The 23309-nt window shown below is 63.9% G+C and carries 15 protein-coding genes; 9 read left to right on the top strand and 6 right to left on the bottom strand.

The window, feature by feature from the left end; all coding sequences use genetic code 11:
* Positions 1–252: 252 nt before the first annotated feature.
* Positions 253–642, top strand: coding sequence for a hypothetical protein (locus tag C5N93_RS24815; RefSeq protein WP_242561331.1), 390 nt, complete (start codon positions 253–255; stop codon positions 640–642).
* A 22-nt stretch (positions 643–664) separates the two neighbouring features.
* Here C5N93_RS24815 and C5N93_RS24810 read toward each other — a convergent pair whose 3' ends face one another.
* The gene (locus tag C5N93_RS24810; protein WP_150720078.1) at positions 665–2212 is read right to left on the bottom strand and encodes an MDR family MFS transporter; all 1548 of its coding nucleotides are present in this window, start codon (positions 2210–2212) and stop codon (positions 665–667) included.
* Between the two features lie 144 nt (positions 2213–2356).
* Positions 2357–2857 carry a MarR family transcriptional regulator gene (locus C5N93_RS24805; RefSeq protein WP_069343382.1) on the bottom strand — a complete coding sequence of 167 codons (501 nt, stop codon included), beginning with the start codon at positions 2855–2857 and terminating at the stop codon, positions 2357–2359.
* 411 nt (positions 2858–3268) lie between these two features.
* On the opposite strand from C5N93_RS24805, the gene C5N93_RS24800 reads away from it, so the two are divergent.
* From C5N93_RS24800 to C5N93_RS24765, 8 genes are all read left to right on the top strand, one after another.
* Positions 3269–4168 (top strand): hypothetical protein, encoded by a 900-nt coding sequence (locus C5N93_RS24800; RefSeq protein WP_242561330.1) that lies wholly within the window; start codon positions 3269–3271, stop codon positions 4166–4168.
* 218 nt (positions 4169–4386) lie between these two features.
* Positions 4387–7404 (top strand): EAL domain-containing protein, encoded by a 3018-nt coding sequence (locus C5N93_RS24795; protein WP_242561329.1) that lies wholly within the window; start codon positions 4387–4389, stop codon positions 7402–7404.
* Positions 7405–8131: 727 nt separating this feature from the next.
* Positions 8132–8896, top strand: coding sequence for a hypothetical protein (locus tag C5N93_RS24790; RefSeq protein WP_242561328.1), 765 nt, complete (start codon positions 8132–8134; stop codon positions 8894–8896).
* Between the two features lie 223 nt (positions 8897–9119).
* Complete coding sequence (locus C5N93_RS24785) at positions 9120–13028, top strand: DNA translocase FtsK (protein ID WP_242561327.1); 3909 nt, start codon at positions 9120–9122, stop codon at positions 13026–13028.
* 405 nt (positions 13029–13433) lie between these two features.
* Positions 13434–14651 (top strand): ABC transporter substrate-binding protein, encoded by a 1218-nt coding sequence (locus C5N93_RS24780; protein WP_242561326.1) that lies wholly within the window; start codon positions 13434–13436, stop codon positions 14649–14651.
* Positions 14652–14873: 222 nt separating this feature from the next.
* The gene (locus tag C5N93_RS24775; RefSeq protein ID WP_242561325.1) at positions 14874–15752 is read left to right on the top strand and encodes a branched-chain amino acid ABC transporter permease; all 879 of its coding nucleotides are present in this window, start codon (positions 14874–14876) and stop codon (positions 15750–15752) included.
* 2 nt (positions 15753–15754) lie between these two features.
* Entirely contained in the window at positions 15755–17743 is a 1989-nt protein-coding gene (locus C5N93_RS24770) for a branched-chain amino acid ABC transporter ATP-binding protein/permease (RefSeq protein WP_242561324.1), read from the top strand.
* A gap of 36 nt (positions 17744–17779) precedes the next feature.
* Complete coding sequence (locus tag C5N93_RS24765) at positions 17780–18502, top strand: ABC transporter ATP-binding protein (RefSeq protein WP_242561323.1); 723 nt, start codon at positions 17780–17782, stop codon at positions 18500–18502.
* A gap of 102 nt (positions 18503–18604) precedes the next feature.
* On the opposite strand, the gene C5N93_RS24760 is transcribed toward C5N93_RS24765, so the two are convergent.
* The 4 genes from C5N93_RS24760 to C5N93_RS24745 all read right to left on the bottom strand — a co-directional run bounded on the left by C5N93_RS24760 (position 18605) and on the right by C5N93_RS24745 (position 23195).
* A complete protein-coding gene (locus tag C5N93_RS24760; RefSeq protein WP_242561322.1) occupies positions 18605–19591 on the bottom strand; it encodes an MDR family oxidoreductase in 987 nt (328 codons plus the stop codon).
* Between the two features lie 79 nt (positions 19592–19670).
* Positions 19671–20783 (bottom strand): nitronate monooxygenase, encoded by a 1113-nt coding sequence (locus C5N93_RS24755; RefSeq protein ID WP_242561321.1) that lies wholly within the window; start codon positions 20781–20783, stop codon positions 19671–19673.
* 13 nt (positions 20784–20796) lie between these two features.
* Positions 20797–21930, bottom strand: a complete 1134-nt coding sequence (locus C5N93_RS24750) for a nitronate monooxygenase (RefSeq protein WP_242561320.1) — start codon at positions 21928–21930, stop codon at positions 20797–20799.
* A 149-nt stretch (positions 21931–22079) separates the two neighbouring features.
* Positions 22080–23195, bottom strand: a complete 1116-nt coding sequence (locus tag C5N93_RS24745; RefSeq protein WP_242561319.1) for a site-specific integrase — start codon at positions 23193–23195, stop codon at positions 22080–22082.
* Positions 23196–23309 lie beyond the last annotated feature (114 nt).

The following is a 23309-nucleotide window of genomic DNA, read 5'->3' as shown; positions in this document are numbered from 1 at the left end:
ATCGCGCAATTCAAGTGAATTCAAAATAGGTGCTTAATTCTTCAACAACAAATATCGGCGTTGTTTTTTGGTGAGTTGTAATAAGTTGTTACGGGCTTCTGGCTTTTCTAAGGAAAGTTTTCGAATTGCGGGTCTGATTTCTTTTTAATTTGAATTCAGCAGCGGCGCGGGTTTCGGTAGGTTTCGGTCTGGCGGACGTTCCGGGCGTCCTGTAGAGTGTGATTTTTCGTCGATTCCGAAGCGCTATATTCAATGCCTTCTACTATTCGCAATTCGCTTGTCTGGGTTTTCGATGCTTTTGAACACGATGAGTCGTATTTGCGCAAACGAATGTTCGGGGCTGAAGCGGCTTATGTGAATGGCCGGCAATGTCTCGCGGTCATCGACCGGGATGCGCCGTGGGATGGTCTGCTGGTTTGCACGTCGCATGAGCATCACGCGTCGCTGATGGCGGAAATGCCGGCGTTGCGCCCGCACCCGGTGCTGGGGAAGTGGCTCTACATGCCGCAATCCGAGGACACGTTCGAAGCCGTTGCGTCGCGCCTCACGGCATTGGTGCTTGCAGGCGACCCCCGTATCGGCATCGAACCGAAACCCCGTAAGCCACGCAAGGCGGCTAACGAGAGGGTACGCGCGGGATAGCGCCCGCGCACCCGTCGGCAGTTCAGTCGGCTGCGATATGCACCATTTCTTCGGACTCGTCGGCCTGACCTGGCGCCTTTTTCTTCATCCGGATGAAGAGCAGTAGCGGCATGACGACGACCGTGAGCAGGAGCATCAGCCGGAAATCGTCCAGATACGCAATCATTGCCGCCTGACGGGTGACCTCCGCATTGAGCGCGGCCATGGCTGCTGCGCCATACGTCTGCACGTAGCTCTGGACCCCTTGCGAGAACGGTGTGATGTGCTCGGAGAGCACGGCATGATTCACCTGCGTGTTCTGGGTGAGCAGCGTCTGCACGACCGAAATACCGATGCTGCTGCCGATGTTGCGCGACAGGCTGTAGATCGCCGCGCCATCGGCACGGAACTGTCCCGGCAGCGTGGCGAACGTCACCGTCGTGAGCGGCACGAACACGAAGCCCAGCCCGAAGCCCTGAATCACCCCCGGCCAGACGATGTCCGACGGACTCAGCGTCAGCGAGTAGCCGGCCATCAGATACAACGAATAGGCAGTTAGGGCGAAGCCGAAGCCGAGCAGATACCGTACGTCGACCTTGCCGACGAGCCGCCCGACGATCAGCATCGCCGCCATGGTCCCCGCCCCCGAGGGCGCGGTGACCAGGCCGGTGAGAATGGCGGGGTAGCCGAACAGGCTTTGCAGCATGGGCGGGAGCAGGGCGCGCGTGGCGTAAAGAATGATGCCGACGACGAAGATGTAGACGACGCCCGTGTTGAAGTTCCGGTCACGCAGCAGTGCGCGGTTGAAGAAGGAATGCTCGCCGGCCGTCCATGTGTGAACTATGAAATATGCGAAGCAGATGATGGCGCCGAGCATCTCCAGCCAGATTTCCGTCGAGTTGAGCCAGTCCTGCTGCTCGCCTCGGTCCAGCAGGAGTTGCAACAGCCCGATGGCCAGACTCAGGGTGACGAAGCCCAACGCGTCGAATTTGCCCGCTTTTTGCTCAGGCGGCTCTCGCAGATAGGCGGCAATCCCCAGGAAGGCGATCAGTCCGATGGGCAGGTTGATGTAGAAGACCCAGCGCCAGTTATAGCTGTCCGTGAGCCATCCGCCGAGCGACGGCCCGAGAATCGGCCCGACCATCACGCCCATGCCGAACACCGCCATGGCCGAGCCGTGCTTGCTCGGCGGATTGATGTCGAGCATGGTCGCCTGCGAGAGGGGCACGAGTGCTGCGCCGCAAATGCCCTGAAACAGACGCGCCGCCACGATCTCGGTGAGCGATTGCGCCATGCCGCACAGGGCAGACGCAATGGTGAAGCCCGCCACCGACCACAGGAAGACGCGGCGTCGGCCGAAGCGCGCGCAAAGCGTACCGGTGAGCGGGGTGGCGATGGCGGCGGCCACGATGTAGGACGTCAGCACCCACGTGATCGAGTCCTGCGACGCGGACAAGCTGCCCTGCATGTGAGGCAGCGCAACGTTGGCGATGGTGCTGTCGAGCGTCTGCAAGATCGTTGCCAGCATGACGGAGACGCTGACGAGCGCCCGGTGTTTGCCCGGATCGTCAGCCTTAGCGGGGGATGCCACGGTATTTCCTCTGGTAGATCGTCGCGCGTGGTGTTCTTCGCGCACCGTTGTCGTGCGGTCCGATGGCCTGTCGCCTCGTCCGCATTTCTTATGGGGTTGCCGCCGGTGACCGGCGACTCTTGTCTCCTGCCTCGTGGTTCGTCTTTATTCCGATTCTGTCTCCCTGGCGACGTCGTCCCTGAGTTTTGCGGGAGCGGGGCATTCGGCTTCGGCGCGTGTGAGGCTGGTCAGGACCTTGCCCAGCAGGCGCGAGAGTTCGACGCGCTCGGCTGGTGTCAGGTCGGCCAGTGCTTCGCGCTCGGTCACGTTGGCGAATGCCACGATGGTGTCGATCTTGGCCTCGGAGGCATCGGTCAGATAGAGCAGATGGGCGCGCTTGTCGTGCGGATCGCGTTCGCGTCGCACCAATCCCTTTTCCCGCAGGCGATCCAGCAGCCGCACGAGCGCCATCGGCGTGAGTTCCATGCGTTCGGCAAGTTCGGCCTGTGTCTGCACGCCGTAGCGATGCAGCATCACCAGCACGCGGCATTGCGCCCGTGTCAGGTCGAAGTTGCCCCGGGCGCGCCGGTCGAACAGCCGCGAATGCACGCGTGCCACATCGTGAACCAGCGTGCCGAACCGGGAGGACCAATCGATTTTCGGCATGTCGTCGTCAAGGCCGGCGAGGCGAGACGCGTCGCCCGTCGCTTAGTCGCGACATCCCGTCAGCCAGTGAAATTAGTAAACACGTTTATCATTTTGCCAGAGTCTTTCTTAGGACGGCAACTGTCTCAAATAGGTGACATCCGATCTCCGGGGAAAGATGGCGTAAGCGGGTGGCGGGGAATTCCCGGATCGTTGGCAAACCGTTTCATGCGGTGCGACGGGGCTTCCCGGGCCATTGGCGCCGGGGCGGGACGGGGCGGCGTCGAGGTTCCGCAAGGAATGTGAAAAACCTAAAGAAAATAAGCACTTGACACTTCGCTCAAGCGGATCAAGAAAGGAATTGTGCGATGCAGTGGCGCCTTCGCCCATGCACGGCACCAGCCCTTTCATTGACCTTAAGGAGTGTCAATCATGTTTGATCTTGCACAAGCTTCGGATGTCCTGTCGATCACCAACGCCGACCGGCCGACCGGCAGTCTCCATCGGGTGTCTCCGACTGCCGCCGTCCGTCCGTCGGTATCTGCGATGCCCGATACCGTGGCATTGCGTGAAGAGCGTTTGCCTTTCGTCGTCTCCATTGCGAGCGACGAGGCGTCGCTGCGCGATGCCGTGGCGATGCGTCAGGCGGCTTATGGTCGTCATCTGCCCGAACTCGCTGCCACGTTGAGCGATCCGGAATCCAGCGACCGTGAACCGGGGGCCATCGTGCTCATGGCACGTGCCCGGCTTGACGGTGCGGTGCTTGGCACGATGCGTATCCAGACCAATCGGTATCACGCGCTGCATCTCGAGGATTCCGCACCGCTGCCTGACTGGCTGGATAGCGCGGCGCTCGCGGAAGCGACGCGTCTGGGCGTAGTGGCCGGGCCTGTCGGTCGGGTCGTCAAGACGGCGCTTTTCAAGGCCTTCTACCAGTACTGCCTGCTCTCGGGCATCGACTGGATGGTGATTACCGCGCGCCCGCCGCTGCATCGGCAGTACGAAGCGCTGATGTTTACCGATGTGTTCCCGTCCCAGGAACTGATCCCGATGGCGCACGTTGGCGGTATCGGGCACCGCGTACTGGCGCTCGATGTGGCGCAGGCACGCACGCGCTGGCAGGCGGCAGGGCATCCGTTGTTTGCTTACATGTGCCTCACGCACCATCCCGACTTGCGTCTCGGCATGCCGGGTGAGCAGGGGGTGACGGATAGTCGGTACGAAGTCAAGCCGGCACCGGTCGAAGCCAGTGTTGGCGCGCATTTGCGGGATTTATCTTTTGGTGCCGACGAGGTACGATGCGTAGCAGCAGGCTACAGCCTAGCGGTGTAATGCCGTTAAGCGAATTAACGTTATCCCGTCGTGTGCCGGAGGTGTTTCGGGCAGCGATGGCGGTAACGGGTTTTACGGGCAAGAGACACCTGCCCGTGCAGGCCGGAACATCGGCGGCACGGGACAGGGCCGGCCCGGCCGGGGAGGCGAGCTTTCGGGCGCGCCTCGTTCGGGATTCACCGCGGGGGCGACTAACGAGATAAGGGCACAAAGGTCATATGGCGGGGGAACTCGGTAACGAGCGTGACGATCACGGCCGTAATACGAACGATTTCTCCGATGAGTTGAGCGAGCTCACCGGCGCGCGGCGCCGTTGGCGTATTACCGCACGACTCGACGAGCTCTTTCGAAGCATTTCCCTGTACGCCGTGCCCGCAGCGATCATGCTGCTCTCGGGCATCGTGCTCATGTTTCAGGAAAGTCAGTACGCGGTGCGTGGTGCAACGCCGGTGTCGTTTCAGGCACAAGGCGATTTGCCTGCCACCTTCAATCCGCCGATGGCGCAAAGCGCGCTGGAGCGCGTCGCGCCGGTTCAGCAATTCAGCACCCATCTGTCGGAAGCGCCGGTGTGGTTTCGCTTCACGGTACCGCCTGTCGGCGACCAGGAGCGCACCGTCATCGAGTTTCCCTCCCGTCACGCGCAAACGCTCGCCTGCTGGCGCAGTCCCGACAGTCCCGCCATCGGCCGCGCCGATCGAAGTGGGGTGAGCGGGGCGGTGCGGATGTCGAAAGCGGGCTTCGCCATCGACCTCGGTCATCTCGTCGAACCGGTGACGCTGCTCTGTCAGGGAACGTTCTCCGGCCCGGCGCACCTGTCGCTCGTGGCCTGGCCTGCGCCCGAGTTGCGCATCTCCGAGAAAGAGTTTCATCGCAGCAACGGCTTGCTGGAAGGTGGTTTGCTCACGCTGTCGGCGTTCGTGCTGGTCACCGCCATCATCAACAAGGAATGGCTGTATGTATTGTTCGCCGCCTGGCTGATCGGTAACCTGCGCCTGGCGGCAAACTCGCTGGGCGCGGATACGCAGTGGCTGGAGCGCGCTATCCCGATGGACTGGGACGCGCTGGTGCGCAAGGCGACGTTCGCGATCTACTACGTGCTGACCTATTCGCTGTTCACGCAGTTGTTCAAGCGGGAGTTGCGCCGGATCGGTTTGCGCTGGATGGTGATGGTGCTGCAATGGGCCGGTGTGGTGCTGTGCTGCGCGGCCATTGCCTTGCCCTATGCGCATTTCATTCCGGTGCTGTGGGCCGTTGCGGCGCTTGGCATTGCGATCGTGCTGGTGTTGCTCGCGCGCATTCTGGTGCTCACGCGTTCGCGGGTCGCGGTCTGGTACAGCGCGTCGCTCGCCATTGTGCTGTTCGCGACCTTTTCGGAAGTGATCGCCGCCGCGTTCAACGCCCGCGCGTTGTCGTCGGCGCTCAATAGCGTGACGGCGGCGCTTTTCTCGAGCCTGATGGCGGCGCTGGCCATTGCCGAGCAGATGCGCATGGAGCATCAGGGCAAGCTCGAAGCCCAGACCGAATTGCGTAATGCGTACGACGTCACGCCGGTGGGGCTCTTCACGCTCAACGATCAGGGGGTGTTCGTACGGGGCAATGCCGCGCTGCACACCATGCTGGGTATTCCCAGCACCGAAGGGCGCACTTTCCGCTGGGACCAGTTCTTCGGTCAGAGCACCTGGCGCATGTTGCTCGATGTGGCTCAGCACAGCGATGAGTCGGAGCTTGAAATTCTTTCGCTGCCGCGCGACGACGGCCGCGTGAGCCGCTATCTCGTCAAGGCGATCTTCTCCGACGGGCGTATCGAAGGCTCGTTGCAGGACATCACGGAACGCGCCCGCACGATGGAGCAGTTGCGCTATCTGGCGGAGAACGATCCGCTGACCGGGGTTTCGAACCGGCGCGGTATCGAGAAATCGCTCGGCGAAGCCATCCGGACGCTGTCGGACGCGCGTCCCGCGGCGCTGGCGTATCTGGATCTGGACCGCTTCAAGCTCGTCAACGATCTGTTCGGTCACGCGGCCGGCGACGAGGTGCTGCGTCAGGCCTGCGACCGGATGCGCGCGCGGCTGTCGACGGAGCAAAGCGTGGGCCGCACCGGTGGCGACGAGTTCATCGTGGTGTTCCGCGATGCCACCATCAAGGAGGCCGCCGCCGTGGCGCGTCGGCTGGTCGACGCGATTGCGGGTGAGCCTTATCAGATCGGAGACCGGGCGTTTCAGGTGCGGGCGTCGGCCGGGGTCATCGAGCTGACGACCGACATGCGCGTGCCAGACGCCATTTCGTCGGCGGACCGTGCCTGCCGTGAAGCCAAGAAGAGTCGCCGCGAACTGGTCGTCTACGAACGCGGTGCGGCAGCGTTCCGCGAGCGGCTGGCGGAGCTGCGTCTGATCGATGCCCTCGACGCCGGCCTCACGCCCAATACGTTGTTCCTCGAAATGCAGCCGATCATGGAGATGGCGTCGCCGGGAGAGTCGCTGAATTTCGAGGTGCTCCTGCGTATGCGCGATTCGGACGGCAATATCGTGCCGGCCTCGCGCATCATCAGTGCCGCCGAGGAGAACGGCACCATCGGCATGATCGATAAATGGGTGCTGACGAACACGCTGGCGTGGATCGATGCGCATCGCGAGCAGCTTCCCAAGACGCGGTTCGTGTGTGTGAATCTCTCCGGTGCGTCGCTCAACGACGAACACTTCGTGCGCGACATCTTCGCCACGCTGGCCGCGCACGAGCGTTCTGTCGGGTTGCTGTGCATCGAGATCACGGAGACGGTGGCGTTGCACGATCTAGACAATACGCGCCGCTTCGTCGATCGCATTCATCAGTTGGGCGGACGCATTGCGCTCGACGATTTCGGGGCGGGCTTCAGTTCGTTTTCGTATCTCAAGGATCTCGCGGTCGACGCCATCAAGATCGACGGCGCGTTCGTCAAGAGCATGGCCGCACACCCGGCCAATCTGGCGATCGTCGAGGCCATCGTCGCGCTGGCCAAGAATCTGGGGATTCGCAGCGTCGCGGAGTGGGTGGAAGATGCCTCGACCCTCGAAGCGCTGTCGGAGCTCGGTGTCGACTATGTACAGGGGTTTTTGATTGCGCGTCCCCAGACCCCAGAAGCCATTCTTGCCGCCGACTCGGCAGCGAGCTTCGTGCGCGACCCGCAACTGAGTGCGTTGCTCGTCGAACTCGGGCAATCGTTCTATCCACGCCCGAGCGGCAGCACGGCGCTGCACTGATCTTCCGTGCCTGCGCAGGTCGCGGGGGTACGCAAACGACCTGTTGCAATGCACTCCATCGGCGTACGAATCGCCGTCTATCCCTGAGCATTGTCTGTATTTCTCGCAATGCTCTATTTCTCGCCAGATTTCCTTACACCCCCTGTTAGACGGCGTGTGACGGCCGAAAAGCCGCATGAACAGGGGCTTCCGGTGTCAAGCCCCGTGATCCTGGGCTGCGAAGGAAGGTAACCTGACGTAAGATTTCCAACTGGAATAAATCTTGTCCCGGGCAAAGTCCGGGTGGCAGAATTTACCCATCGATGTGATGGAGCAAGGTCTCCATGCCTTCGTGAGCGGCACTGCGGGCAGGGGGAAGCGCAGAGGCGAACGGTTCACGCAGGATCGGCAATCGACCGACACGCGATTCGTAACGGGGTTAGGGCCGTCCATCCACAAGGTGAGAGCGGCGCAACCGGAACACCTAACCAAAACAACGACAATGCTTTCGACGATCCTCAAACTCGTTTACCGCCATAGCCATTCGGCGAAGTGGCGGCACAACGAACGACTCTGGCCGCACGCGCGTATCGAGCGCGATGCGATGGGGGCCATTGAACGATTCACTTGGCGCGGGCGTCACGTACCGCTTGCGCGTCGCGCTGAGCTGCAACGCCTGCGACGTCTGCCTTGCCATATCATCGCCAGCGGCCCCTCGATCGCGGAGATTGATTACGACGCGATGCCGATGCACCACGTCATAGGTGTGAACGGGGCGATTGCGCTCACCGACTTCGCACCGGTCAAATTCAACTACTACTGCATTCTCGATGCCGGCTTCGTGCGCCAGCGTCCGGATCTGGCGCGCCGTATCGTGGCGCGCGATCTGGTGTTGTTCGTCACGCCCGTGGTGCTCGCCCGCTTGCTCGAGATGTTCCCGATGTCGGCTTTCGGCTGCCGCTTCTATCTGGTCGACGATATTTTCAAGCGTGGCTTCGAAGCGGCGCGCACGACCGCAACGTTGCGTGCCGATGCGCAGGTGTCGGCGAGCGCGTCGTTCGTGGGCGACGAGAGTGCACTGGGCTTCAGCTTTGACATCGACAACGGTTTTTTCCACGGCGGCACAGTGGCGTATTTCGCGCTGCAAGTGGCGACCTGGCTGGGCTTCACCGAAATGTACCTCCATGGTCTCGATCTGCGCGATGCATCGCACACGCCGCGTTTTTACGAGACGATGCAGACCCGTGCGCCCACGCGTCTGGATGCCGAGTTCGCGGACCTGATCGAACCGTCGTTCCGTCACGCCTCGGAAGTGTTGCGTGCCCGTGGCGTGCGCGTCGAGAATCTCTCGCAAACGAGCGCGCTGGGCGAGGACATCTTCGCAAAGGTCGACTGGCGCTCGTTGCGTCGTCGCAACCTGAGTCTGGTGGTGCCGGACGAAGCGCTGCCGGTCGCGGCGGTGGAGCGTGTCGCGCCGACGCTTCGTCCCACCGGAACCCACGGTCACGCCTGAGTGGTCGTATCCGGCATGCCGGAGCGTAAAAGTCGGGGCCGGAGGCCCGCCGGACGGTGACCTACCTGCTACAATCGCTCTCCGGGTTTTCCTGAAGCAATGAGCGATTATGGGGTTTGGCTGGTTCGGACTGTCGACGTTTTGGTTGCTGGCGTTGTGCTGGCCTGGCGTACGGGGTCTGCTTGGCGGTGAGATAAGAATCTTCGGCCCCGGCACGCTCCGTATGCTGCTTGGCGTTCCGCTCGCGATGGTGTCGAGCGCCACGCTGGCCGCGCTCACCGGTGGCGAGGGCAATACGGCCGGCGGCAGCGTCGGCCAATCGCTCTCCCACGGCCTGCACGTGGCGCTCGGTGGCACGCTCGCCATGGGCGTCGCGGGTGCCGTGCTCCTCTTTTCCCTTCCGCTTGTCTTCGGCACCACCTGGTGGGGCATGTTCTCGCGCGGCCCATCTGCTGGTGACGAAGACGATTCTCCTTCCTTCGAGCCGAGAGATTCGCGCGCCGATTCCGGCCGCCGCGAACCGGCGCGTGGTCTTTCGCAAATGTCGTTCGATACGACGGAGCGGACCGAGCGAGCGGAGCGTGGCGGCTATACGCCGACGCTCGGGCAAGGGCATCACAATGTCGGTAGTCTGATCGAAGAACCTGTACCGCGCCGTCGCGGGCTGGCCGCGCAGCCGCGCTGGAAGCTGTCCGACGAGGAGCGTGCGCGCCTGGACGCGATGCAACCGCCGCCGCTGACCACGCGTGGGGCGCCGCGCGCCGAGCCGTCGTTTGGCAGCGGTGCGACGACGCGTCCGGCAGGGAAGGGGGCGCCGGTCGGACGAGGCGGCGTGGCGGCGGCTGCGACGCTTGCGTCCGCGGGTGCGGCTGGAAGCGCATCAGTAGGTTCAGCAGGAAGCGCCGCAGCGGGCACTCGTCCTGTACCGCCTCGTGGTGCCTATGCCTCCGGTCAGAGTCGTGGCGAAGCGCTACGCATGACGGAGTTTGTCCGTGCTGAGCCGGGATTGCCGCCGCGTGAATCGCGCGCCGCGTTACCGACGGGATCCTCATCTGCCACTGCGATGGCGGCTCGCCCGGCGACGTCCGCACCGGAAGCGATGGCAACGTCGATGGCTTCGACGATGTCCGGGACTGTGAACACGTCGGCTTCGACCGACCCGCTGCATTCCACGTCGATTCCGGGGACGGATGGGCGCCGCCCCGTGGGCACGGCGCCTGCGCATTTGCGCGGCACCATCGTCCATAGTCCGTTCCGCAAACCACAGTTGGGGCTGGAAGACATTCCGCCGCGTGGGGCGCCGCCCATTGCGCCGCGTGCACCTGCGCTCAGCACGCCGGGCGCGGCTTCCAATATCGACGCACCGACGATTCCCACCTCGGCGTTGACGTCACTGAACGCACCGAACACTGGCACTGCGCCGGCGGTGTCGCCCGCGGCGGCCCCACGTCCTGCGGTGACGCCTGCCATGCGGGGGGCGGCCTCCTGGTCGGCGGCCGATGCCGCCACGCCGTTGTCGTCGGATGTCTCCGAGTTTTCTCCCATCGACTGGTCGGTGAACGATACCGAGCCGGGGCATGAGGAAGTCGCGGCGGAAGGCCCGACGCCCGAAATGCTCGCGCAGCAGGAAGCGGCGCGAGCTGCCGAGCAGGCGCGTGTTGATGCGCTGGCCGCACTGCGCAGCGAAGCCGAGGCACTCCTGCGCGATCTGCGCGAGTGGAGCGGTGCGGACTCGTTGGTCGGTGCGAGTGCGCCGACGTCTGAGCCGCAACCCACCGCATCGTCTGTGCCGTTGGCTTCGCCGATACCCTCGGCATATTCGTTCGCGTCAGTCGACGCGCCAGTGGCCGGCGATGCGGCGCATTCGGCTGCTGCCCCGCAAGCGCTTGCCCCCGCCGACGTCTCGGCCGAGCCGATAGCGCAGACCCCGCCGGTCGCGCCGCGTGTGCCATCCGCACCGCTCGCACCCGCCGAGGTGCTTAATTTGCCCCCGACGGTTCTGCTGCCGAAGGACGCTGTTGCCGTGCCGAGATCGCCTGTCGCCGCTACGACGCCGCCTCGCCGTTTCCTTTTCGCCGACGTGCTGGCGAGTGTCGAGGCATACGACCCGCCTGTCCAATCTGGGGTCACGAAGATCGAACGACCGATCGTCGAGGCGGTGACGGCACCCAATGAGTCAGATCCGGTGGCAGATGCGGTGACAACTACGGTGTCGGCGCAAGCGCCATTCGACACAGTGGAAGCCACGCCGCCGTTCGACGTATCGGATGTGCCTGAAGCGCCTGAAGCGCCCGACGTCGCAGATATTGCCGATGTCGCCAACCTCACAAGCGAGCGCGCTCAATTGTCGTCGTCCGACGTTGACGACGATATCGAGCCCGCGTTGAAGCCGCATTACGTTTTGCGTGCTGATGGCACGTGGGCGCGCGCCGACGGCATGCCGCTCTCGCACGACGAGCCGACACCGCAAACGCCCTACACAGCACCACTGTCCGCGCCTGCGGTGCCGATGCCGACGGCCTCCGCCATTCCGTCGTTTGCCACCGCCGCACCGCTGCCGTCTTTCGGCATGTCGACATCGGAAGTCTCGCCAACGGCCAGATTCGCGGCGGATGCGCCTTACGAATTGCCGCCGCCGCGCGTGATCATCGATTACGATTTGCCGTCGGTGGATTTGCTCTCGCCGGCGACGCAGCAGGATCATGCCAACGTCGTGTCCGACGAAGCGCTTGCTGCGGTGAGTCAGCTCATCGAGCAGCGGCTGGCCGAATTCAAGGTGCCGGTGACGGTCGTCGGCGCGTCGGCAGGGCCGGTGATCACGCGTTTCGAGGTCGAGCCAGCCGTTGGCGTGCGTGGCGCGCAGGTCGTCGGCCTGATGAAGGATCTTGCGCGCGCGCTGGGGGTCACATCGATCCGCGTCGTCGAGACGATCCCGGGCAAGACCTGCATGGGGCTGGAATTGCCCAATGCGCAGCGTCAGATGATCCGCCTGTCCGAAATCCTGACGGCGCCGGTATTCGATGCGCACCGCTCGCGACTGGCGCTGGCGATGGGCAAGGACATCACCGGCGAGCCGATCGTGGCCGACCTGGCTCGCGCGCCGCACTTGCTGGTCGCCGGTACGACCGGTTCGGGCAAGTCGGTGGCGGTCAACGCCATGATCCTGTCGCTGCTGTACAAGGCGACGCCGGACGACGTGCGCCTCATCATGATCGATCCGAAGATGCTCGAACTGTCCGTCTACGGCGGCATTCCGCATCTGCTCGCACCGGTCGTCACCGACATGAAGCAGGCCGCGCACGCACTGAACTGGTGCGTCGGCGAGATGGAAAAGCGTTACCGTCTGATGTCCGCGCTCGGCGTGCGCAATCTGGCCGGTTACAACGAGAAAATCGATGCGGCGCGTGCGGCGGGCGAGAAGGTAAGCAACCCGTTCTCGCTCACCCCGGATGCGCCCGAGCCGCTGGACCGTCTGCCCTTCATCGTCGTGGTGATCGACGAACTGGCCGATCTCATGATGGTGGCCGGCAAGAAGATCGAAGAACTGATTGCACGTCTCGCACAGAAGGCCCGTGCCGCGGGTATTCACCTGATTCTGGCCACGCAGCGTCCGTCCGTCGACGTCATCACCGGTCTCATCAAGGCCAACATTCCCACCCGCGTCGCGTTCCAGGTGTCGTCCAAAATCGACTCGCGCACGATTCTCGACCAGATGGGCGCGGAGTCGCTGCTGGGGCAGGGCGACATGCTGTTCCTGCCGCCGGGCACCGGATATCCGCAGCGCGTGCACGGGGCTTTCGTCGCCGACGACGAGGTGCATCGTGTCGTGCAGCACTGGCAGCAGTACGGCGAACCGGACTACGACGAAGCCATTCTCGCGGGCGATCCGGCAGATGCTGCGACGGCCGATCTGTTCGGGGATTCTGCCGGCGACGCCGAAGCAGATCCGCTGTACGACGAGGCCGCCGCATTCGTGTTGAACTCGCGACGCGCTTCGATTTCCGCCGTGCAACGGCAATTGCGCATCGGTTACAACCGTGCCGCACGTCTCATCGAGCAGATGGAAGCGGCCGGACTCGTCACGCCGATGGGACGAAACGGCACTCGCGAGGTCGTCGCGCCGGGCGAATAATCGCTTTCGCTTACAACTCCCTTACGACCCGTCGATCGAGTCGAACTCTTTGGCACTCCGTGCCGTTCTCCGGACACGCGCCGTACAAGGGCGCGTGCCGTCAAACTCCTTGGGAACCCGCGCCAATTGGCGCTAATGGGGCGCAAACCCGCGTCCCCGTAGGGGTATTCCCGCCTTTGCGGGCGAAACTCAGCGATCACATAATCGGCGCGCTAGGTTGGTCGTTCGAAGCGTGCTTGACGGTATCGCCCTGACACGAATTACAAGGACCGGGGCGGTGCGAGGGGGGACAACACCCGTGAATCGCGCATCCACGGCAGGGCCTGCGACACCAAGGAAAGTCGCAGCAGAAAACCGCAGCAGAAAAGCGTCATATCGAAACGCATCGCACCGAAGGAGACCTTTATGCAATTCCGATTCAAGCTCATGGCCGGCGCTGTCGCGTTCGCCTTGTCCGCCTCGATGGCCATTGCGGCCGACCCGATCAAGATCGGCGTGTCGGGCCCGTTCACCGGCGGCTCGTCGTCGATGGGCGTATCCATGCGTGACGGCGTGCGTCTGGCCGCTGCGGAAATCAACAAGTCGGGCGGCGTGCTCGGCCGTCAGATCCAGTTGGTCGAGCGCGACGAAGAAGCCAAGAACGAGCGCGGCGTGCAGGTTGCGCAGGAACTGATCAACAAGGAAAAGGTGGTGGCCACCGTCGGTTACATCAACACCGGCGTGGCGCTCGCTTCGCAGCGTTTTTATCAGGATGCCAAAATTCCGGTGTTCAACAACGTGGCGACGGGCACGGTGATTACCGACCAGTTCAAGCCGCCTCAGTACCCGGACAATTACGTCTTCCGCAACTCGGCCAAGGACAGCATCCAGGCGCCGATGATCGTGGAAGAAGCCATCACGCGTCGCGGTTTCAAGAAACCCGCGATTCTGGCCGACTCGACCAACTACGGTCAGCTCGGACGTGAAGATCTGGAAAAAGCGCTCAAGGCCAAGGGCATTACGCCGGTCGCCGTCGAGAAGTTCAATATCAAGGACGTCGACATGACGGCCCAGTTGCTCAAGGCCAAGCAGGCCGGCGCCGACGTGATCCTCACGTACGGCATCGGACCGGAACTGGCACAGATCGCCAACGGCATGGGCAAGCTCGGCTGGAAGCTGCCGATCGTCGGTAGCTGGACGCTCGCCATGGCGAACTACATCGACAACTCGGGCGCGAACGGCGAAGGCGCACGTATGCCGCAGACGTTCATTCAGGAACCGAATACGCCGAAGCGCAAGGCCTTCATCGACGGCTATCTGGCCATGTTCAAGCCGAAGAACAACCGCATCGATTCGGCCGTCTCGGCAGCGCAAGGCTACGACTCGATCTACCTGCTGGCGGCTGCGATCAAGCAGGCGGGCAGCACGGACGGCCCGAAGGTGCGTGCAGCACTCGAAGACCTGAAGGCGCCGGTGGAAGGCGTGGTCACGACCTACGATCGTCCGTTCACGCATGACGATCACGACGCCATCACCGCCAACATTCCGGTGTTCGGCGAAGTGAAGGGCGGCCGTGTCGTGTATGCCTACGACACCGATCTGAAGGCGGGCAGCAAGGTCCGCGAAAAGTCGGCTTCCAAGTAAGCCTCATCCCCTCCCGGCGCTGCATCTTGCAGCCATGACGGGTGAACGACGGCGCGCGTCGCCCTCGCTCCGGGCCCCTGACATGGGGGTGTCGGGGCGGGGCTCGCGCGCTGTCTTCACACCACCGTTGCCCGCCGCCGGCACTCGGGACCGGCGTGCGGCGCACGCATCGAATGCCTCCCGAGCATCGCTCGTAGGCTCGCACTCGCGAGAGAGGACCGCATGACCATCCTGATTCAACTCATCTACAGCGGTATCGCGCTGGGGATGATCTACGCCGTGATCGCCTTCGGTTACCAACTGACGTTCGCGACGTCCGGCACCCTGAACTTTGGCCAGGGCGAAGCGCTGATGCTTGGCGCACTGGTCGGCCTGACGCTGGTCGACACCCTCGGGCTGAACTATTGGCTGATGATTCCCATCGTCTGTCTGTTCGGCCTCGTCCAAGGCGCATTCGTCGAGCGCATCGGCGTGAAACCTGCGTTACGCATCAAGTCGGAATTCGGCTGGATCATGTCCACCATTGCGCTGGGCATCATCTTCAAGAACGTCGCGGAAAACCTGTGGGGTCGCGACGACCTCAAGTTTCCGTCGCCGTTGCCCGAGGCGCCGATCAGCCTGCTGGGCGCGAACGTGCTGCCGATGGAACTGCTCGTCGTCGTGGGCGCATTGCTCATGATGGCCGCCGTGGAGTTCTTCAACCGTCGTTCGATCTACGGCAAGGCCGTGGTCGCGACCGCGAACGATCGCGACGCCGCAGGGCTCATGGGCATCAACACCAGTCTGGTGATCACGTTCTCGTACGCGTTGTCGTCGATGGCTGCCGCCTTTGCGGGCGTGCTCGTGGCGCCGCTCACGCTGACGGGTGCCACGATGGGCGCCGTGCTCGGCCTGAAGGCATTCGCTGTGGCGATCATCGGCGGTCTGTCTAGCGGTATGGGCGTGCTCGTGGGCGGCGTGATCCTCGGTGTCGCCGAGACCACGACTGCGTTCTACATCTCCACCGGCTACAAAGACGTGCCGGGTCTCGTATTGCTGCTGCTCGTGCTGGCCGTGAAGCCGGCAGGCCTGTTCGGCAAGACCGCCATCAAGAAGGTGTAACCATGACCGCACAGACCTCCTCTGCACGTGGGGCCGGTGATCTCGGCGGCCTGCGCGTCACGACGAAGCTCGCCGCCGTGCTCGGCATCGTCGCGCTGTTCGGCTTTCCTCTCGCCGTCGGCAACCCGTATTACATCCACATGATCGAGACGATCATGATCTACGCGATCCTGCTCTTCGGGCTGGACATCGTCGTGGGTTACACGGGGCAGGTGTCGCTCGGCCACGCTGGCCTGTTCGGCATCGGCGCTTATGTCGCGGGTGTGTTTTTCGCCAAGCTCGGCCTCTCGCTCTGGCTGGCGCTCCCGGCCGCCATTCTGGTGACGGCTGCCTTCGGTGCAGTGCTGGCGTTGCCCGCATTGCGCGTGATCGGCCCTTATCTGGCGATGGTCACGCTGGCGTTCGGCACCATCATCCAGATTCTCATCAACGAGATGGATTTTCTGACGTCCGGGCCGTTGGGCATCAAGCTCACGAAGCCGGTCATCGGCGGTCATCCGATCGATGAGACCGAGTACTACTGGATCGTGGCCGTGCTGCTGTTGCTGAGCATGCTCGTCGCCCACCGCATTCTGAAGTCGCACCTCGGCCGCGCGTTCGAAGCCTTGCGCGATTCGCCGGTGGCGTCGGACTGTATGGGCGTTTCGGTGTATCGCTACAAGGTGTATGCGTTCGTGATCAGCGCAGGGTTCGCGGGACTCGCGGGCAGCCTCTACGCTTACTCGGAGCAGTACATCTCGCCGAACACGTACAACTTCGAGCTCACGATTCTGTTCCTGCTCGCCGTGATCATGGGCGGACGCAAGACACGCAGCGGCTCGTTGCTGGGCGCGGCGATCATCGTGTTGCTGCCGCAGTTGCTCGACGACATCAACATCTTCCGTATCGTGGCCTCGCTGATTGCCGTGGTCACGACCATCGCGGCGGTCACGGCGGTGGTGCGCGGGCGGACCACGCTCGCGAAAGCGGCAGTGCCCGTCATCGGCACGGTCGCACTCGCCGGCGTGACCTGGTGGCGCGACAGCATCACCGACTGGCGTCTGACGATCTTCGGTCTGATGATCCTTTTCGTCGTGTACTACCTGCCGGACGGCATCATCGGCTTCCTGCGCTCGCGCGTGCTGAACCGTCGCCGCGCGCATACGGTCTCGGCCACGCAAGTGGACGAATCGGTCGCCGGTAACAGCGATCCGGTGCTGGCTGCCGCCGCTGCGGGGCCGGACGAGTTGCTGAAGGTGCGTCAGTTGCTGATGCAGTTCGACGGCCTGAAGGCACTCAATCAGGTGGATCTGACGGTCAAGCGCGGCACGATTCACGGTCTGATCGGCCCGAACGGCTCAGGCAAGAGCACGATGATGAACGTGCTCACCGGCATCTATGTGCCGACCGCCGGCACGATCGAGTTCGCCGGGCAGTCGCTGGCCGGGCGCACGTCGTCCGACATCGCACTCTCCGGCGTGGCGCGCACGTTCCAGAACGTGCAGCTCTTTGGGGAAATGACAGCACTGGAGAACGTGCTGGTCGGCCTGCACCACACGTTCGGCTCGACGCTGCTCGACGTCTCCCTGCGTCTGCCGCGATACAAGCGCGAAGAAGATGGCGCGCGTGCCCGTGCGATGCGACTGCTGGAATTCGTGGGGCTGGCGTCGCTCGCCGACGAGGAGGCGCGCAACCTGCCATACGGCAAGCAGCGTCTGCTCGAAATTGCCCGCGCGCTGGCGCTCGATCCGCGTCTGTTGCTGCTCGACGAGCCGGCTGCCGGTCTCACGGCCCCCGACATTCGCGAACTGCTCGCCATCATTCGCAAGATTCGTGATCACGGCATTACGGTGATTCTGATCGAGCACCACATGGACGTGGTGATGAGCACCTGCCAGACGGTGTCGGTGCTGGACTTCGGGCAGAAGATTGCCGAAGGCCTGCCCGCGCAGATTCAGGCCGACGAAAAGGTGATCGAGGCGTATCTGGGCGGTTCATCGACCACGCACTGACGCCACACGACGGACAGACGAACCAACGGAACCCCTATGCTTTCCATTCGTAATCTGCAAGCCGGCTACGGCAAGGTGCAGGTGCTGCACGGCATCGATATCGACGTGCCGGGCGGTCAGGTCGTCACGCTCATCGGCTCGAACGGTGCGGGCAAGACGACCACCATGCGTGCCGTGTCCGGCATGATCAAGCCGACCTCCGGTGAAATCACGCTCGGCGAAAAGCGCATCGACGGGCTCGACTCGCATCGCATCGCAAAACTGGGTCTGGCGCATTCGCCGGAAGGACGCCGTGTATTCGCCACCATGTCGGTGACGGACAATCTCCGGCTGGGCGCGTTTCCTCGCCTGACGGGGAGCCGCCCGCGCGGCGATGTGGCAGCCGATCTGGACCGCGCCATGGACCTGTTCCCGCGCCTGAAAGAGCGGCGAAATCAGTTGGCCGGCACGCTCTCCGGCGGAGAGCAGCAAATGCTGGCGATGGCGCGTGCCGTTATGCTGCGTCCCGACATCGTGTTGCTCGACGAGCCGTCGATGGGGCTGGCGCCGATTCTGGTCGACGAGGTTTTCCGCATCATCAGCAACCTGAAGGCCGAAGGCGTCACGATGCTGCTCGTGGAGCAGTTCGCCGCTGCGGCGCTGGCGGTGGCCGACTACGGCTATGTGCTGGAGAACGGCAGCATTTCCGTGCACGGTCCGGCGGAAAATCTGCGTAACGACGACAAGGTGCGCGCGGCGTATCTGGGCGGCAGTCACTGAAATCCTGTGCGATCTCAGTGAGTGTCCGATGAAACACAAAGGGCAGCCATTCGGCTGCCCTTTGTGTTTTCGTAGCGCGTTGACCGAGTGACAGGTGACGCGTCAGCGGTTCACATCCACCACGACGCGCCCATGAATCTCGCCTTTCACGATGCGCTGGCTGATGCCGATGGCATCCGCCAGACCCACATCGTGCGAGATGCCACCGAGCTTCTGCGGTTCCAGATCGCGCGCGAGCCGCTGCCAGGCTTCCTCACGCAATTCGCGCGGGGCCATCACGCTATCGATGCCGTGCAACGTCACACCGCGCAGAATGAACGGCGCCATGTTCGCCGGAAAGTCCATGCCCTGGGCGAGACCGCAGGCCGTTGCCACGCCGCCGTATCGCAACTGCGCAATCGCATTGACGAGCGTGTGCGAGCCGACCGAGTCGACAACTGCTGCCCAGCGTTCCTTTTGCAGTGGCTTGCCCGGGTCCGACAACAGGGTGCGGTCGATGACTTCCGCTGCCCCCAGCGCTTCCAGATACTCCGCCTCATGCAGCTTGCCGGTCGATGCCACCACGCGATAACCGAGCGAGCTGAGCAACGCGATGGCCACCGAGCCTACGCCGCCGGAGGCGCCGGTGACGAGCACGTCGCCGTGATGAGGCGCCACGCCGCTGCGCTCCAGCGCCATCACCGACAGCATGGCGGTGTAACCGGCGGTGCCGATGATCATGGCGTCGCGCGGCGAGAAGCGTTCCGGCAGGCGCACGAGCCAGTCGCCGCGCAGGCGCGCTTTCTGGGCGAGGCACCCCCAGTGAGTCTCGCCGACACCGTAACCGTTGAGCACTACGCGGTCGCCCTTGCGCCACGCGGGGTGAGACGATTCGAGCACGGTGCCTGCGCCGTCGATACCGGCGACCATCGGCCACGTGCGCACGACCGGGGCGCGGCCGGTGATGGCGAGGCCGTCCTTGTAATTGATGGTGGAGTAGTCGACGGCGACGAGCACATCGCCGTCGGCGGGCAGTGCATCGTCCGGCAATTCGGTCACGGCAGCGTGCGTGGCGCCGTCGGACCGCGTCAACAAGATGGCCTTGAACATGCCTTGAAGTCTCCGAAGCGGATGGGTCGACGGGGGCAGACATCATTGCCGCTGCCCCGGTCATGGCAAGCGCGAGTGGTTACGATGCCGCACCAAAGGTATCGGCAATCACTTGCTGAATGGCCTCGCGCGTCTCCTGTGTCAGGACGTCGATCAACTGCGCTGCCGGCAGGGCGCGCGCCAGCGGTGCCGCCTGACCGGCCCATTGTGCCGCATAGCCGCTGTCCTTGTGTGCCTTGGCGGCGGCGTTCAGTGACTTGCCGGCGTCGTAGGTGATGGGATAGTCGGGGATAGTGGGCCTGTCCGCGACTTGTTCCAACGCCCAGAAACGATTGGCGAGCCCGCGCGCGGGACGCCCCGAGATGGCGCGGATGAGCGCCGTGCGCGGCGGCTGCCCGCTGAGCAACGTGTCTCGGTAGGCGGCGTCCGCGCCGGACTCCGGGCAGGTGACGAACGCGGTGCCCATTTGTGCCGCCTGCGCGCCGAGGGCGAGCACGGCGGCGATACCTGCGCCGTCCATGATGCCGCCTGTCGCAATGATCGGCAGCGAGGTGCGCGCGGCCAGCCGACGCACGAGCGCGAAGGTGCCGAGTTGTTCGTCTTCGCTCGGTTGGCGGTCGCCCTCGTCGCTAAAGCGTCCGCGATGACCACCGGCCTCCCAGCCTTGCGCGACGATGGCGTCGATCCCGGCGGCTTCGATGGCTTCGGCCTCGGCTTCATTCGTCGCCGAGGCGAAGAGCACGATCCCGGCCGCCTTCAGCGCATCGATCCAGGCCTGTCGCGGCAAGCCGAAATGAAAGCTGACGACGGCCGGGCGCTCCTCGAGGAACATCTCGTACATCGCCACGTCCTCGACGAAGCTCAGGTAAATCTCGCGCAGGGATGCGGGCGGCGTGGCCTCGAAGCGTGCGAACTCCGGCGCGAGATAGTCGAGCCAGGCTGCCTCACGTGCAGCATCGGCACGGGCTGGCACGTGGGTAAAGACGTTGACGTTGAAGGGATGGGAGGTCAGCGCGCGCGTTTGCCGGATGACGTTGCGTGCAGCGGCAGCGTCCATGTTGCCGACGGCGAGCGAGCCGAGCCCGCCCGCGTTGGACACGGCGGCGGCCAGCGCCGGTGTCGAGGCGACGGCCATTGGCGCCTGCACGATCGGCGTGGACATGCCCAGACGTTGCGTGATGCGAGCCGTCATGACGTCGCCCCGCTCAGAAGGTGGTAGCGAGTTCGCGCAGCGTGTCGAACGTCTCGTGCAATTCTGTGCGTAGCACACCGACGAGTTCTGCGGCTGGCAACGCACGCGCCAGCGGTGCTGCCTGACCGGCCCACTGCGCGGCGTAATCGCTGTTGCCTTTGGCCTTGGCGGCGGCGTTGAGGGCCTTGCCGGCGTCGTAGGTGACCGGATAGGCGGGCAGGTCGGGGCGCTCTGCTGTTTGCTCGATGGCGTAAAGACGATTGACGAAGCCGCGTGCGGGGCGTCCGGAAATGGCGCGAATCAGCGCCGTGCGCGGCGGGTTCGGGCCGGCGAGACGTTCACGGTACGCGGCGTCGGCCGACGACTCAGGGCACGCGACGAATGCCGTGCCGAGTTGCGCGGCCTGAGCGCCGAGGGCCAGCACGGCGGCGATACCTGCGCCGTCCATGATGCCGCCGGCGGCGATGACGGGCACCGACGTATGCGTGACGATGAGGCGCACTAGCGCGAGCGTGCCGAGTTGCTCGTCGTCCGTGGGCACGCGGTCGCCGAGATCCTCGAAGCATCCCCGATGGCCGCCGGCTTCATAGCCCTGCGCGACGATGGCATCGATCCCGGCCGCTTCAATGGCTTTGGCTTCGGCCAGATTCGTCGCCGTCGCGAACAGCGTGATGCCGGCGGCGTGCAGCGCGTCGATCTTGTCTTGCGACGGCAGCCCGAAATGGAAGCTGACGACGTCGGGTCGTTCCTCCAGCAGCATCGTGTACATCGCATCGTCTGCCACGAAGCTCTTGTAGATCTCGCTCAGCGTTGCGGGCGGGGTGGCCTCGAAGCGGGCGAATTCCGGCGCGAGGTACGCAAGCCACGCAGCGTCGCGTGCGGTATCGAGTTTGGCCGGCGCGTGGCAGAAGACGTTGACGTTGAATGGCTTGCGCGTGAGGGCGCGCGTCTCGTGAATGACTTTGCGGGCGGCGTCGGCACTGACGGCCGCGACACCGACCGAGCCTAGCCCGCCGGCGTTGGAGACGGCGGCAGCCAGCGCCGGTGTGGAGGTGCCGGCCATCGGCGCCTGAATGATCGGAGTCAGCAGACCCAGTCGTTCGATCAGCGCACGATTGCGGGATTGGGAAGCGTTGGAGCTAGGCATGACGATCTGCACCTATGAGTGTTCAATGGGGGGAACAACGGCAGTCACAGCAGGCGGTATGTTCACTATGGCATACGCCCGGCGCGACAAAAGATACCACTGAAATACATCTTTATGCCAGACACCCCGGCATCGTCATGGGCTTCGGTTCATTCGGACGAGCCTTGTCCGTGACGCTGGCTGTCGTCCGCTTCGTCGTCTCTGCCCATCAGGTCGGCCGCACGTGAGCGCTGCATGTCCGCCCGACGGAAGTAACCGATAACGGTCGCAACGCTGGTGTGCCCGGTCATCGTCATCGTTTCCGCGAGCGGGACTTGCGCGAGCGCGGCCTCGGTCACGAAACCTGCGCGCAACGAGTGTGCGGAGAAATCGCCCTCCAGGCCGGCGAGCGCACATCGGTCTCGCACGATGTCTCGTACCGCCGCCTCGGAGAGTGGTTCGCCGAGGTGCCCGCCACGCCTGACACGGCGGAAGATCGGGCCGGTTTCGATGCCGGAGGCCGAGAGCCAGTCGGTGAGGGCAGCGGCGGCTACACCCGTGACCGGCTTCTCGTTCTCAGGGAGATCCGCACCCTGCTGATTCGTTTTCGACCATGTCAGCGTGTAGACGTAATGCTCCGGCCCGCTGCGCCGCACGTTCTCGCACGTCGCCCGTACGACTTCCGAGCGACGACGTCCCCCGCTGGCCCAAGCGAACAGCAGCAATGCCCGGTCGCGCTTGCCGCGCAGCGAGTCGTCGCAGGTTGCCAGCAGCGCCCGCAGCGGTTCGCGCGTGAGGGCGTCTTTCTTGGCGGTGCGTACGCCGCGTTTTGCATAAGCGCGCCGCGTTTTCGCGAGCAGTTCGCGCACGGCGGGTTCCGCGCAGGGATTCGGCAGGTCTCGCGATGTATGCAGCTTGGCGATGACGCTGATCCGGTGCAGCAGCGTGGCGAGCGCTGGTGGCCCCAGCCGGGCTTTGAGACCCTGCGAGACCAGCGCGGCATCGAGGGCTTCCGGCATTTCGGTCGTCAGGCCGTGCTTGCCCTGACGCTGCGCATGATCGACCACGAATTGCACGATCGCTGCGGGCGGCAAGGGCGCGACGAGCGCTTCGCCATAGCGCAGGCGATACCAGCCCATCCAGTAGCGCATGGCCGATTGATAACTTTGACGCGTATTGACCGAGTCGCCTTCTCGGGCAAGCGCCTGTGCGGCTTCACGCGCATCGGCGTCGAGCGTTGCGGGGTTCAGCAGCGCGGGCAGGCCCTTACCAGACGGCTTTTTCACTGCGGCGCCAACGCCGGATTCGGATGCCGTAGGGGCGTGAGATGTAATTTTCTTACAGAACATATGATTTACTATGTAATATGTAGTAAATATAACGTATGTGATAAATAAGTT

The organism is Pandoraea sp. LA3 (assembly GCF_022696215.1).
Classification (GTDB): domain Bacteria; phylum Pseudomonadota; class Gammaproteobacteria; order Burkholderiales; family Burkholderiaceae; genus Pandoraea; species Pandoraea capi.
The sequence above is the reverse complement of the archived record's forward strand: the minus strand, read 5'-3'. Positions and strand labels throughout refer to the sequence as shown.